The sequence below is a fragment of the Edwardsiella tarda ATCC 15947 = NBRC 105688 genome (assembly GCF_003113495.2).
In the GTDB taxonomy this organism is placed as follows: Bacteria; Pseudomonadota; Gammaproteobacteria; order Enterobacterales; family Enterobacteriaceae; genus Edwardsiella; species Edwardsiella tarda.
The window spans coordinates 2,513,549-2,526,219 of record NZ_CP084506.1; the positions used below are offsets into that span (position 1 = coordinate 2,513,549).

At 56.2% G+C, this 12,671-nt stretch carries 12 protein-coding genes; 7 read left to right on the forward strand and 5 right to left on the reverse strand.

Going from position 1 to position 12,671, the window contains the following annotated elements:
* Positions 1-186 precede the first annotated feature (186 nt).
* The gene (gene apt, locus DCL27_RS11680; protein WP_035599464.1) at positions 187-738 is read right to left on the reverse strand and encodes an adenine phosphoribosyltransferase; all 552 of its coding nucleotides are present in this window, start codon (positions 736-738) and stop codon (positions 187-189) included.
* Positions 739-907: 169 nt separating this feature from the next.
* Positions 908-1,288, reverse strand: coding sequence for a DUF454 family protein (locus tag DCL27_RS11685; RefSeq protein WP_035594374.1), 381 nt, complete (start codon positions 1,286-1,288; stop codon positions 908-910).
* A 69-nt stretch (positions 1,289-1,357) separates the two neighbouring features.
* Here DCL27_RS11685 and priC point away from each other — a divergent pair, with 69 nt between their 5' ends.
* The 3 genes from priC to rsmS all read left to right on the forward strand — a co-directional run bounded on the left by priC (position 1,358) and on the right by rsmS (position 2,385).
* Positions 1,358-1,897: a primosomal replication protein PriC gene (priC, locus tag DCL27_RS11690; RefSeq protein WP_005283556.1), complete on the forward strand. Its 540-nt coding sequence runs from the start codon at positions 1,358-1,360 to the stop codon at positions 1,895-1,897.
* 69 nt (positions 1,898-1,966) lie between these two features.
* Positions 1,967-2,218: a GlsB/YeaQ/YmgE family stress response membrane protein gene (locus DCL27_RS11695; protein WP_005283553.1), complete on the forward strand. Its 252-nt coding sequence runs from the start codon at positions 1,967-1,969 to the stop codon at positions 2,216-2,218.
* 8 nt (positions 2,219-2,226) lie between these two features.
* Positions 2,227-2,385, forward strand: coding sequence for a pleiotropic regulatory protein RsmS (gene rsmS, locus DCL27_RS11700; RefSeq protein ID WP_005283550.1), 159 nt, complete (start codon positions 2,227-2,229; stop codon positions 2,383-2,385).
* Positions 2,386-2,430: 45 nt separating this feature from the next.
* Here the strand turns inward: rsmS and mscK are convergent, their stop codons facing one another.
* From mscK to acrR, 3 genes are all read right to left on the reverse strand, one after another.
* Positions 2,431-5,790 carry a mechanosensitive channel MscK gene (mscK, locus tag DCL27_RS11705; RefSeq protein ID WP_228594430.1) on the reverse strand — a complete coding sequence of 1,120 codons (3,360 nt, stop codon included), beginning with the start codon at positions 5,788-5,790 and terminating at the stop codon, positions 2,431-2,433.
* 198 nt (positions 5,791-5,988) lie between these two features.
* The gene (locus tag DCL27_RS11710; protein WP_005283542.1) at positions 5,989-6,342 is read right to left on the reverse strand and encodes a DsrE/DsrF/TusD sulfur relay family protein; all 354 of its coding nucleotides are present in this window, start codon (positions 6,340-6,342) and stop codon (positions 5,989-5,991) included.
* Between the two features lie 24 nt (positions 6,343-6,366).
* Positions 6,367-7,062, reverse strand: a complete 696-nt coding sequence (acrR, locus tag DCL27_RS11715; protein WP_035599449.1) for a multidrug efflux transporter transcriptional repressor AcrR — start codon at positions 7,060-7,062, stop codon at positions 6,367-6,369.
* A 140-nt stretch (positions 7,063-7,202) separates the two neighbouring features.
* On the opposite strand from acrR, the gene DCL27_RS11720 reads away from it, so the two are divergent.
* The 4 genes from DCL27_RS11720 (at position 7,203) to DCL27_RS11735 (ending at position 12,553) form a co-directional block, all read left to right on the forward strand.
* The gene (locus tag DCL27_RS11720; protein ID WP_005296656.1) at positions 7,203-8,387 is read left to right on the forward strand and encodes an efflux RND transporter periplasmic adaptor subunit; all 1,185 of its coding nucleotides are present in this window, start codon (positions 7,203-7,205) and stop codon (positions 8,385-8,387) included.
* Positions 8,388-8,431: 44 nt separating this feature from the next.
* Positions 8,432-11,587 carry an efflux RND transporter permease subunit gene (locus DCL27_RS11725; RefSeq protein WP_005283526.1) on the forward strand — a complete coding sequence of 1,052 codons (3,156 nt, stop codon included), beginning with the start codon at positions 8,432-8,434 and terminating at the stop codon, positions 11,585-11,587.
* A gap of 373 nt (positions 11,588-11,960) precedes the next feature.
* Positions 11,961-12,329 carry an Hha toxicity modulator TomB gene (tomB, locus tag DCL27_RS11730; RefSeq protein ID WP_005283520.1) on the forward strand — a complete coding sequence of 123 codons (369 nt, stop codon included), beginning with the start codon at positions 11,961-11,963 and terminating at the stop codon, positions 12,327-12,329.
* Between the two features lie 20 nt (positions 12,330-12,349).
* Positions 12,350-12,553 carry an HHA domain-containing protein gene (locus DCL27_RS11735; RefSeq protein WP_005283517.1) on the forward strand — a complete coding sequence of 68 codons (204 nt, stop codon included), beginning with the start codon at positions 12,350-12,352 and terminating at the stop codon, positions 12,551-12,553.
* The last annotated feature ends 118 nt before the right edge of the window (positions 12,554-12,671 follow it).

The window sequence follows — 12,671 nt, forward strand, 5'->3', positions numbered from 1 at the left end:
TCAGCATCATAGTCGCCGGCGAGCAACGCGCCCGTCCGGCCTGATTATCTGATCATTGTAACAGTAGTTGCCGCAATGCCCATGACTTTATTCCCGCGCCAGAAATGGCTGAGCCACCGCTAATGCGGTGGCTCAGAGTACAGCGCGCGCCCCACGCGGGGGGACACCGTCGTCAGACGCGATCGATCAATGACCGTCGAAAGAGACCAGGCTGTAGCAGTTGATCTCCATCGCTTCCAGACGCGCCTCGCCCCCTAGCGCGGGCAAGTCGATGATGAAGGCGGCGTCGTGAACGATCCCGCCCAGGCGACGGATCAACCGAGTCGTCGCATCGATGGTCCCGCCGGTCGCCAGCAGATCATCGACCATCAACACGCGATCATGGGCCTCGATGGCATCCTGGTGGATCTCCAGGGTATCGGTGCCGTACTCCAACGCATAGCTTTCCGCCAGCGTTGCACGCGGTAGCTTGCCGGGCTTACGCACCGGCACGAAGCCGACGCCCAGCGCCAGCGCGACCGGGGCGCCGAACAGAAAACCACGGGCCTCCGTGCCCACCACCTTGGTGATCCCCGCCGCGCGATAACGCGCCGCCAGCAGCTCGATACTCAGTGCATAGGCGTCGGGTTTCTCTAGCAGACTGGTAACATCACGGAAAAGAATGCCTGGCTTCGGATAGTCAGGGATGGTCTTAATGCTTTGTTTCAGAAATTCGAGTTGTTGTGCTGTAGCGGTCATAACTTGTTGCCTGATAAACACCGGGTTCGGGCTAACGCAAGCCACCTAAAACTCCCCCAAATCTGCCCCGGAATGGCATCCAGTAGCCCTCGGAAAAGGGAGGTAACCCGCGCACGAAAACGCTCAAATCTATGCAAAGCGCCGAAGAAATGCAACTACTCTAGCGCGATTAAGGGGACTTTTCTTGCGATGCATCAATTACCGGCAGGCGCCACACCCCAATCAGCAACGCCGCGAGGATCGCCAGCAGCAGCAGACGCACGCCGTTATGCTCCACCAGCCAGAGCGAGAGGGAAAAGCTTGCCAACAACAGGATCAGTGCCCGCCAACGTGCCCCAGGAGGCAGGCCGCGATGACGTTGCCAGTGACGCAGATACCCCCCAAACCAGGAGCGATACAGCAACCAGCGATGAAAGCGTGGGGATGAACGGGCAAAGCAAGCCGCCGCCAACAGCAAGAACGGGGTAGTGGGTAAGAGGGGCAATACCACGCCCAGCCCACCTAAGCAGACGGCGAACCACCCCACCACGATCAACACTATGCGCTTCATTCTCTCGCTTGCCCCGTTCCCTGCCACTCCAGTACCATGCGCTATGGTTACTATCATCTAGGGCAGGTTATGTCGAGTCAACAAATGCTCCAACAGCTGGAGCAGCGTCTACAACGCCTGGCGCACGATCTGGCGCCACTGGCCGAACAACCCGCCGCGCGCTCTCGCTTCGATCGCGCCCTGTTTCTCACCCACGGTACGCGGTTAAAAGATTATCTACGCGAGACGCAGGAGAACTTTGCCGCCCTACAACGCGCCGTCGCCGCCAGCCAGCGTCAACAAGTCGCCTTCCTCGCCGAGCGGCTGCTGGCTCAGATGGCGGCGTTACAACGCGAACAGGCCACCCAGGCCCTACGCCAACGCGAGCCGCAACCGGCGTCCGCGGGCGGCGACCCCTACCAGGAGTTGGCCCGTCATCAAGACTATGAACGCCGCCTGCAAGCAATGATACGCGAACGCGAGTGGCGCCTGGCGAACTGCCAAACCCTGGCACAACAGCAACAGATACAACGTGAGCTGGCGGCGTTAGAGGGGCGCCTCCAACGCTGCCGCCAAGCGTTGCGCCGGATCGAAAAAGCCATCGAGCGGCGTGAACGCGGCCTAAGCTGATGCGTACGCCTTAGCTATACTGGAAGCGATGGCCGAGCAGGGGTTCGGCCCATAAGCGAGACATTGACCATGGGTATCATCGCGTGGATTGTTCTGGGGTTGATCGTCGGCATGCTGGCGAAATGGCTGATGCCGGGACGGGATGGCGGTGGCTTTATCATGACTGTCGCACTGGGCATCGCCGGCGCCCTACTCGGCGGCTATCTCGGTAATCTCATCTTTCATCTGGATGTGGCGGCCGGTTTTAGCCTGAAAAGCCTGATCGTCTCGGTCATCGGGGCGATGCTATTACTCTTTATCTATCGCAAGATCCGATCATAAGGAACACTATGTCACTGGAGCTGGAGAGCGACGAAGTCAAATTGGCCGTCGATCTGATCTATCTGTTGGAGAGCAACGACGTACCCGCCCACACCGTCCTGGCCGCCTTGGCGATCGTGCAACGCGACTACCAGGCTAAGCTGGCCGCACAGGACGCCCCGCACTAATGACGACGGCGGCGCTCAGCTGAGCGCGCCGTCGTCGCCTTCATGTTAGGCCGTCGGGAAGTCGGGTCGATCCGTCGGTAACTTACGCTTCACCTCCTGCACCTCATTACCCTGCGGGTTGTGCAGATAGACCTCCAACTGATTGAAAGCAATATTGATGTCGTTCTCCCGACACAGCTGATCGATGCGCCGGTTCAACTCATCCACCACATAGCTACGATCGCGCAGTTCGCGCACATACAAGCGCATCTCATGATCCAGCGTACTGGCGCCGAAAGCGAGGAAGAAAACCTGAGGTTCCGGCTCGGCCATCACCCGCGGATTCTCCCCTGCCGCCTGCAGTAAGATCTCGCGCACCTTATCCAGATCCGAGCCATAGGCCACCCCCACCTTGATCAGGGCCCGGGTCACGGTATCCGACAACGACCAGTTGATCAGCCGCTCGGTGACAAAGGCCTTGTTGGGGATGATCACCTCCTTGCGGTCGAAGTCGGTGATGGTGGTAGAACGAATACGGATCTTGTTCACCGAGCCGGAGTAGGAGCCGATAGTAATGGTGTCGCCAATGCGTACCGGCCGTTCGAACAGGATGATCAGGCCGGCGATAAAGTTACTGAAGATCTCATTCAGACCAAAACCGAGGCCGACAGAGAGCGCGGCGGCCATCCATTGCAGCTTATCCCAGGAGATGCCCAACGAGCCGAAGAAGATGATCACCCCGACACTGATAATGACATAGGTCAGGATGGTGGTGATGGCATAGGAGGCCCCTTGGCGCAGTTGCAGGCGCGACAACACCAGTACCTCGAGCAAGCCGGGTAAGTTGCGCATCATGATGTAGGCCACTACCACCGTCATCAGGGCGAACAACAGATTCCCCAGCGTCACCGCCTGCGTGATCTGGCTCGCTCCGCTACCGCTGTTGTAGTGCCACAGGGTGATGCTGTCGAGGTAGGAGATCACCGTGAACAAATCCGCCCAGATCCAATACAGGACGCAGCCGAAGATCAGGAACAGCACCATGGTGGTCAGACGCAACGATTGGGAGTTGATCTGATCGATGGCCAGCGGCGGCTCTTCAACCGCCTCTAACCCCTCCGCCCCCTCACGCGAGATACCCGCCGCGCTCTGCTGGCGACGGGCCAAGGCACGGCGGTAGGCCAGGCGACGGGCGGCGACGCTCAAGCCGCGTAGCGCCGTCGAGTAGATCACCGCCCACAGTAGCATCAGATACAGGCTCTCGATCCAACGGGTACCCAGCCGCAAGGCGGTATAGAAGTAACCGCAGGCGGTGAGGATCATCAACACCAAGGGGGCGATGGCCAACAGGGTGATCAACACCAGCCGTACGCTATGCGAGTTTTTCTCGCGCCAGGCATCACGACACAACGGGAAGACAAACACCGTCAGGAGCGCCAAGGTGATCAGGATCACCACCTGACCGATCACATCTTCATTCAACTGTAGCGGTGACTTCTCCCCGATGACACACCATACCATCAGCGGGATCAGGGTGAAGCCGAGACGCCGTACCATGCGCCGATAGTGGGCACAGACCAGTGGCGAGACAGTAAAGTGACGCTCGGAGACCCCCCCCGGCGAAATCAGTCGATAGGTGGTGCTGATGATCAACCAGAAGAGCGAGAAGCGTAACGCCATTACCCATAGCAGCCCGCCCAGTGGGGTGGCGGTATGGTAGAACATCACGCCCAGAGCCAGTATCAACAGTGTACCCGGCAGCCCGCGCAGGATGGTCAGCAGGATCGCCTGCGGCGTATGCAGCTGGCCATCCCGCTTTAACTGTCCCACCTCGTCGGCTAACTTCTCCAGACGCGCGTTGATCGCCTTACGCCGCCACAACAGCAACCCGGTACCGATCACCAGCGGTATAAATAGATATAGCGAACTGATAAACCCATCCAGCAAGGCGGCGGGTTTCAGATCGAGGTGCAGGTTGGCCGCCTGACTGCGTAGCGCATTGGGCAGGCTGATGAACCAGGCGAGATTCATCGGTTTGTTGCTGCTCACCCAGAAGATCTGTTGCGTCAGGGTGTGCTGCAAATAGTCGTTCACGTTGCGCAGTTGCTGCTGGTTAATCTGCAGGCTGATGGCCAACGTCAACTCGTTACCCAGCTGTTTATTCAGCTTATCCAGCAGATCGCGCCGCGTATCGATCAGGTCCTCAAGTACGCCGACCGCCTCGTCACTCAGCTTCTCCTTACTGCTCGCCAGCAGTTTCGCCACATAATCACTGCCTTGGCTCAGCGTGTCGCGCTGGGCGTTGATATCGAACTGCGCGACACGCAGATCGGCCACTTGCTCCGCCACGTCATTACTGAGTTTCTCTGTCGGCAGCTTTTGTTGTTGCTGATAGAGAATGCGTGACAACAACAGGCTGCCTTTCAGCACCGAGATCTGCTCTTTCAAATTACGCTCGGCCTGCAACGAGCGATCGAGCCAATTCTTGACGCGAATACTCTCCTGCACCAGGGTGTTGGTCTTTTCGGTCGCATCGATCAAGCGCTGGCTCAGATCCCGATTAATCTCGATCTGCTGAGCGATGAGCGGATTGCGGGTAAAATCCTGCGCCACATCATCGGGATTGAGTGCCTCACGGGCCGTTTTCTCCTGCTGACTCAGCTCCTTATTGTAGCCGGCCTGACGGATCAATTGGACGCGATGCTCCAGTTGAGCGATGCGGGCATTGGCGTAATCACGCTGTTTTTGCAGGGTATCTTGTAGGGTGGTGTTATCTTCCAGGCTCTGCTGCTGATACTCCAGCGACTGGTTGAGCATGGCCAGTTCGGTATTCAGCATATTGCGCTGAGTGGGGCGTAACTGGTTATCCTCGGCCAGCGTATTGCGGATCTGCTGAATCTTCTGCGAACTGGCCATCATCGCTGCCTGGGCGCGTTCCGGCTGCGTCTGTAAGGCGATCAACTGGCTGCTGTAAGCACCGAGATCTTCCTGCGCCTGCTTCAGCTCCTCCAGGGTGTTATCCCACTGGTTTTGGAGTTGCCGCGCGCCCATCTGGCTGAAGTTGGCCTCGTCGGCGGCATCGTTATTACGCTGGAGCGCCTCCAACCCGGCCAAGGCTTGATTCAGCTTGCCCGGTGCCTGCTGCGCCTGTTGCTTCAGTTGCAGACTCTCTTTCCGATAACGATCGATACCGTCCAGATAGGTCAGCGTCTGGTTAAGATCTTGCAGCACCAACTTATCGCTGGCGGACAGGCTCTTCTGGCGATTCAACGCATCAATTTGATTCTGCACCTCACCGCGTGAATCGATGTCACCACTCTGCGCCCACGCCGAGGCACTAGAGAATAGGCAAAATAGCAGAATGACAACTACCATGCGCCACAAGGTCATCCCCTTGCGGGGCTGGAATAACACGCCGTGAGTCATAATTAAATAAGCAGAATGTATAATAACGGGAGAATAGATTCATTAGCGTAACATGAAGCCGTAATAGCAAGAATAGGCGCAATCGGAGAAAGTTACCCATTCTGCGCGCAAGACGCGTGACTCTGAAAATAATAAGCAGACGAATGGGTAGAGAGGATAACCGCCCACATCAGGGCGGTGAGGGGAAAGTCAGGGGCGTTAGAAGGTAAGAACCTTATCCGCCGCCAAGGTCCAGGCCGCCAATTCGGTCAACGTGCCGATGGCGATCCCCTCGATCAACGGTAAGTGGGCGATCCCGCGTGCATCGGCGCAGGTCTTACACAAGCGGATCGGCGTCTGCTGGGCACAGAGGATCTCCAGCATCTGCTGCAAGTTATAACCTTCGTGTGGCTTTTGCCCCGGCAACGCCGCCGTGACCGCATCCGACATCAGGAAGATCTTCAACTCGATCTCCGCCGCCTGCTCCTTCATGGCCAACGCCAGACGCAACGCATTAAACAACGACTCTTGGCCATAACCGGCCCCATTGGCAATCACGACAATTTTTTGCATTGTAGTTCACTCGTCTCTTATTTATTAAGGGGCATGCGGCAGGGAGTAAGCCTGCCACACGGCCGCGTCGATCGGTTCGCTGACCGCATCCCGACGCAGGAAAGGACTGTGCTGCAGCATGGAAATCGCATTATCGACCAAGAGGAAGGCCTGCTGACGCAGGTCGAAACTATCGGGCGCAAACAGCCAACTCTCCATGATCCCCGTGATGTAGCTGCGCAGGGCGACGGCGGCACGCAATGTGTCCAGATCCGCCGGTAATTGCGCCAACGAGATACAACGCTGCAGCACGCGCTCAATACGGGCATAACTCTCCAGATACATTAGCTTACGCCGTTCTCCCAATGCGCGCATCTCGCCGACAAACTCGCATTTATGATAGAGGATTTCCATCATGGCCCGACGCTGCGGATCCTCTACCGTAGCGACTAAAATAAAAATTAAGAGTTCGCGTAAAATCCGCAGTGGATCATCCGGAAACTTTGTCTGATACTCTAACTCAAGTCCGCTAAGACGGGATTCCATGAAATCCCATACGGCGTTAAAAATATCGATCTTATTCTTAAAATGCCAGTATATGGCACCACGGGTTACGCCGGCTGCCTTGGCAATATCGTTGAGCGAGGTCGCGGCAACGCCACGTACGGAAAACTCACTGATGGCGGCATCAATGATCTGCTGTCGGGTCTCTTGGGCCTGTTGTTTGGTTTTTCGTGCCATGGCGTCGTTTTTTTAAAGTATCAAGACTTACATGCATTGATGAATGTATGTACCATAACATGCGCTTTTCTATAGCGCAGCAATGGGTTGTTAACAACGTGCATTATGCCCATTTCGCACTCGGACTCTTGAGGTATAATATGAAGAAAAACAGAGGGTTAACGCCTCTGGCGGCAATACTGCTGTTTTCCGGCAGTTTACTTCTTACAGGATGTAATGATGACAAGGGTGGCGCCCAACAGCGCTCCGCGCCTGAAGTCGGCGTGGTCACACTGAAAACAGCACCATTGAGTGTCTCCACCGAGCTTCCTGGCCGAACCTCTGCATACCGTATTGCAGAAGTCCGCCCGCAGGTCAGTGGTATTATCCTTAAGCGTAACTTTGTCGAAGGCAGCACGGTAAAAGCCGGCGATTCACTGTATCAAATCGATCCCGCGACCTATAAGGCCGCCTATGATAGCGCCGTCGGCGATCTGGCTAAGGCGCAAGCCGCCGCCAACATCGCCCATCTGACGGTGAAGCGTTACACCCCGTTGCTGGGGACCAAGTACATCAGTCAGCAAGATTACGATAACGCCGTCTCTACCGCTCGTCAGGCCGATGCGACCGTCATCGCCGCCAAGGCCGCCGTAGAGAGTGCTCGGATCAACCTGGCCTATACCAAAGTTACCTCGCCGATCACCGGTCTGAGCGGTAAGTCTTCCGTCACCGAGGGCGCATTGGTAACCGGCAACCAGGCCAATGCACTGGTCACCGTGCAGCAGCTGGATCCGATCTATGTCGATGTCACCCAGTCCAGCACCGACTTCCTGCGTCTGAAGAAAGAGCTAGCCGATGGCCAGATCAAGCAGGATAACGGTAAGGCTAGCGTCGAGTTGGTGATGGAGAACGGCCAAGCCTATCCGCTGAAGGGAACCTTAGAGTTTTCCGACCTCACCGTGGATGAGAGCACCGGCTCGATTACTATCCGCGCCGTCTTCCCTAACCCGCACACCGATCTGCTTCCGGGGATGTTTGTCCGTGCCCGTCTGGAAGAGGGGGTCCGTCCTGACGCCCTACTGGTGCCGCAGCAAGGGGTAACGCGTAACCCGCGTGGCCAGGCGACAGCTATGGTCGTCGATAGCGATAATAAAGTGGAAGTACGCATCATTGATGCGGCTCAGGCCATCGGTGATCAATGGTTAGTCACCAGCGGTCTGAAAGCGGGCGATCGGGTGATCGTCGCTGGTCTGCAACGTGTCCGTCCGGGCATGCAGGTCAAAGCCGAGGAAACGAAACTGAACGCACCGGCCGGCGAGCAGGCGGCCAATGGCTCACAGCAGTAATTGCGCTGTGATGCACACTATTAGGAAAAAGGAGCCAGTAATACATGGCTAAGTTTTTTATCGATCGTCCGATCTTTGCCTGGGTTATCGCCATCATCCTGATGCTGGCCGGTGCATTGGCGATCATGAGTCTGCCGGTTGCACAGTACCCCACCGTTGCACCGCCAGCCGTCACCGTCTCCGCCTCCTATCCGGGCGCGGATGCGGCCACGGTGCAGAACTCCGTGACGCAGGTTATCGAACAGAATATGAACGGCCTCGATAACCTGATGTACATGTCGTCAACCAGTGACTCGGCCGGTAACGCCGCGATCACCTTGACCTTCGAAGCCGGTACCGATCCGGATATCGCCCAGGTTCAGGTGCAAAACAAATTGCAACTGGCGATGCCTTCCCTGCCGCAAGAGGTTCAGCAGCAGGGGGTCAGCGTAGATAAGGCCTCCAGCAGTATTCTGTTGGTTGCCGGCTTTATCTCGGAAGATGGCAGCCTGAGCCAGGATGATATCGCCGACTACGTCGCTTCCAACATTAAAGATCCCCTGAGCCGTACCCAGGGTGTGGGGAGTGTGCAGCTGTTTGGTTCCCAGTACGCCATGCGTATCTGGCTGGATCCCAACAAGCTGAATAAGTACAACCTGACACCGGTCGACGTCATCTCACAGATTAAGGTGCAGAACAACCAGATCGCCGGTGGCCAGTTGGGGGGAACCCCGCCTGTCCCGGGTCAGCAGTTGAACGCCTCAATCATTGTCCAGACCCGCCTGAAAGACCCGGCGGAGTTCGGCAAGATCCTGCTCAAGGTGCAACCGGATGGCTCGCGCGTCTTACTGCGTGATGTCGCCCGTGTCGAATTAGGGGCGGAAAACTACGGGACCGTAGCCCGTTACAACGGTAAGCCGGCAGCCGGTATCGCCGTGAAGCTGGCGACGGGTGCCAACGCCTTGGATACCGCCAAGGCGGTGAAGGCCGAGTTGGCTAAGCTGGCGCCCTACTTCCCGGCCAGCCTGAAGACGGTCTACCCCTACGACACGACACCGTTCGTTCAGCTCTCCATCGATGAAGTGGTTAAAACACTGCTGGAAGCGATCGTGCTGGTGTTTGCCGTTATGTATCTGTTCCTACAGAACATCCGTGCGACCCTGATCCCGACCATCGCCGTGCCGGTCGTCTTGTTGGGTACCTTCGCCATCCTTGAGATCGTCGGTTTCTCCATCAACACCCTGACCATGTTCGGTATGGTGCTCGCGATAGGCCTGTTGGTGGATGACGCCATCGTGGTGGTGGAAAACGTCGAGCGTGTGATGGCCGAGGAGGGACTCCCGCCGAAAGAGGCCACCAAGAAATCCATGGAGCAGATCCAGGGCGCCTTGGTGGGTATCGCCATGGTACTGTCCGCGGTATTCGTGCCGATGGCCTTCTTTGGCGGCTCGACCGGGGCCATCTACCGCCAGTTCTCTATCACTATCGTCTCCTCGATGGTGCTATCCGTACTGGTGGCGATGATCCTGACCCCGGCACTGTGCGCCACCATGCTGAAGCCCATCGCCAAGGGCAGCCATGGCGTACAGACCGGTTTCTTCGGCTGGTTTAACCGCCTGTTCGAGAAGAGTACCCACCACTATACCGACAGCGTCGGCCGCATCCTGCGCGGTACCGGGCGCTACCTGGTGATCTACCTGCTGATCGTGGTTGGCATGGGGCTGTTGTTTATCCGCCTGCCCACCTCCTTCCTGCCGGAAGAGGACCAGGGGGTCCTGTTGACCATGGCTCAACTGCCGCCTGGGGCGACCCAAGAGCGCACCAACAACGTGCTCAAGCAGGTCACCGACTACTACGAGACGAAAGAGAAGCACAATGTCGAGTCGGTCTTTACCGTCAGCGGCTTTGGCTTCAGTGGTCAGGGGCAAAACAACGGTTTGGCGTTTATCAGCCTGAAGCCGTGGGATGAGCGTAAAGGGGATGAGAACAAAGTTACCGCGATCATCCAACGTGCGGCATTCGCCTTCAGTAAGATCACCGACGCGATGGTCTACCCGTTCAACCTGCCCGCCATCGTCGAGCTGGGTACCGCATCGGGCTTCGACTTCGAGCTGATTGACCAGGCTAACCTGGGGCACGAGAAGTTGACCGAGGCGCGTAACCAATTGTTGGGTATGGCGGCGCAACACCCGGATCTGCTGGTCGGTGTTCGCCCCAATGGCTTGGAAGATACGCCGCAGTTTAAGTTGGATATCGACCAAGAGAAGGCACAGTCACTGGGTGTCTCCCTCTCTAACATTAACCAGACCATCTCCGCCGCGATGGGGGGAGCCTACGTCAACGACTTTATCGATCGTGGACGTGTCAAACGCGTCTATGTCCAGGCCGATGCGCCGTACCGTATGTTGCCGAGCGATATCGACAACTGGTATGTCCGCAGCAGCAATGGGCAGATGGTGCCGTTCTCCGCCTTCTCCACCTCGCGTTGGGAATATGGTTCACCACGTCTGGAGCGCTATAACGGCCTGCCGTCTATGGAGATCCTCGGTGAAGCAGCTCCGGGCAAGAGTACCGGTGAAGCCATGGCGATGATGGAGTCACTGGTCGCCAAGTTGCCGGCAGGCATCGGTTATGACTGGACCGGTATGTCCTACCAGGAACGCCTCTCTGGCAACCAGGCACCGGCGTTGTACGCCATCTCGCTGATCGTGGTCTTCCTCTGCTTGGCAGCCTTGTATGAGAGCTGGTCAATCCCGTTCTCCGTCATGCTGGTGGTACCGCTCGGCGTGGTCGGGGCATTGCTCGCCACCTCACTACGCGGGCTGACCAACGACGTCTACTTCCAGGTGGGTCTGTTGACGACCATTGGTCTGTCGGCGAAGAACGCCATTCTGATCGTCGAGTTCGCCGTCGATCTGATGCATAAGGAAGGCAAAGGCCTCGTCGAAGCCACGCTGGAAGCGGTGCGTATGCGTCTACGCCCCATTCTGATGACGTCGCTGGCCTTTATCCTCGGGGTTATGCCGCTGGTGATCAGTAATGGTGCCGGCTCCGGCGCCCAGAACGCCGTGGGTACCGGGGTAATGGGGGGCATGGTCTCCGCCACCATCCTGGCCATCTTCTTCGTACCGGTGTTCTTCGTGGTGGTACGCCGCCGCTTTGGCCGCCGCGATGAAGATATCGAGCACAGCCATCCGGTTGCACCACACGACGGAAAATAAGCGTCATCTACGCAACGAAGGCCACCCACAAGGTGGCCTTTTTTTATCCCCAGCTACCTTCATCTCCTGACACAGGCGTTAACCTATTGTCATCCAGCGTCCTAATTAATATTATTTATATATCTACTAATATCTCTTATACAAATAAAGACATTAACACTGGTTAACTTTATCTATAAGAGGCATATCCCTATAGCATTTGACCTCTCCAAGTCGTATTATTTAAATACTTCCTAACACAAAACTTTTCCCATCGCCTAACAGCTTTGCTATGATAGAAAGGTGACTCAACCTAGCCATTGTGCCAAGTTATTGATTGTTGCTATATTTCTTAGTACAGATCAGAGCCTTTCGCTGCGCTAGGAGGCCAGTTATGGATGAGTACACATCTTATCGACATGACATCGCAGAGTTAAAATATCTGTGTGATTCCCTGTATCGTCAGGGAATGGATGTCCTGGAAGAGAGTCATCATGGCTGGGTCAGCGATCCGACGGCAATGGTTAATCTTCAGCTTAATGAGCTGATTGAGCATATTGCCAACGTGGCCTTGTCATTTAAGATCAAATATCCACAGCATTCGTCTCTTTGCGAAATAGTGGATGATTATCTGGATGAAACCTATGCCTTGTTCAGCGCCTATAGCGTGAGTGAACAGGCACTCAGGCACTGGTTACGAAGCAAGCGCAGAGTTGCGTACTCGCTCGCACATGAGAAACGTAACGCCGCCTTGCATGTTTAATCCAATACTAGGGTTGTGTAATGACCAAAATAGACTATCTGATGAAGTTGCGTAAGTGCACGTCGCTGGAGACGCTAGAACGCGTGATCGAAAAGAATAAATATGAGCTTTCCAATGATGAGCTGGAAGTTTTTTATTCCGCAGCCGATCATCGCTTAGCCGAATTAACTATGAATAAGCTATACGATAAAATTCCAGCCGAAGTCTGGCAGTACGTACGCTAAATGTTCCGGGCGTTATTTTATGCAACGCCCCGGCAACACTAGTTATATTATTAGTAGCATATAATAAATTATATTTATTGTTATCATTCCTCCTCGGGGAGGCTAATCGCCCGATCGA

What these genes read in the sequence shown, in the direction of transcription:
- mscK (WP_228594430.1), bottom strand. Translation starts at nt 5,790, where the DNA reads ATGACTCACGGCGTGTTATTCCAGCCCCGCAAGGGGATGACCTTGTGG.
- DCL27_RS11720 (WP_005296656.1), top strand. Translation starts at nt 7,203, where the DNA reads ATGAAGAAAAACAGAGGGTTAACGCCTCTGGCGGCAATACTGCTGTTT.
- rsmS (WP_005283550.1), top strand. Translation starts at nt 2,227, where the DNA reads ATGTCACTGGAGCTGGAGAGCGACGAAGTCAAATTGGCCGTCGATCTG.
- DCL27_RS11710 (WP_005283542.1), bottom strand. Translation starts at nt 6,342, where the DNA reads ATGCAAAAAATTGTCGTGATTGCCAATGGGGCCGGTTATGGCCAAGAG.
- DCL27_RS11695 (WP_005283553.1), top strand. Translation starts at nt 1,967, where the DNA reads ATGGGTATCATCGCGTGGATTGTTCTGGGGTTGATCGTCGGCATGCTG.
- priC (WP_005283556.1), top strand. Translation starts at nt 1,358, where the DNA reads ATGTCGAGTCAACAAATGCTCCAACAGCTGGAGCAGCGTCTACAACGC.
- DCL27_RS11725 (WP_005283526.1), top strand. Translation starts at nt 8,432, where the DNA reads ATGGCTAAGTTTTTTATCGATCGTCCGATCTTTGCCTGGGTTATCGCC.
- tomB (WP_005283520.1), top strand. Translation starts at nt 11,961, where the DNA reads ATGGATGAGTACACATCTTATCGACATGACATCGCAGAGTTAAAATAT.
- DCL27_RS11735 (WP_005283517.1), top strand. Translation starts at nt 12,350, where the DNA reads ATGACCAAAATAGACTATCTGATGAAGTTGCGTAAGTGCACGTCGCTG.
- apt (WP_035599464.1), bottom strand. Translation starts at nt 738, where the DNA reads ATGACCGCTACAGCACAACAACTCGAATTTCTGAAACAAAGCATTAAG.
- DCL27_RS11685 (WP_035594374.1), bottom strand. Translation starts at nt 1,288, where the DNA reads ATGAAGCGCATAGTGTTGATCGTGGTGGGGTGGTTCGCCGTCTGCTTA.
- acrR (WP_035599449.1), bottom strand. Translation starts at nt 7,062, where the DNA reads ATGGCACGAAAAACCAAACAACAGGCCCAAGAGACCCGACAGCAGATC.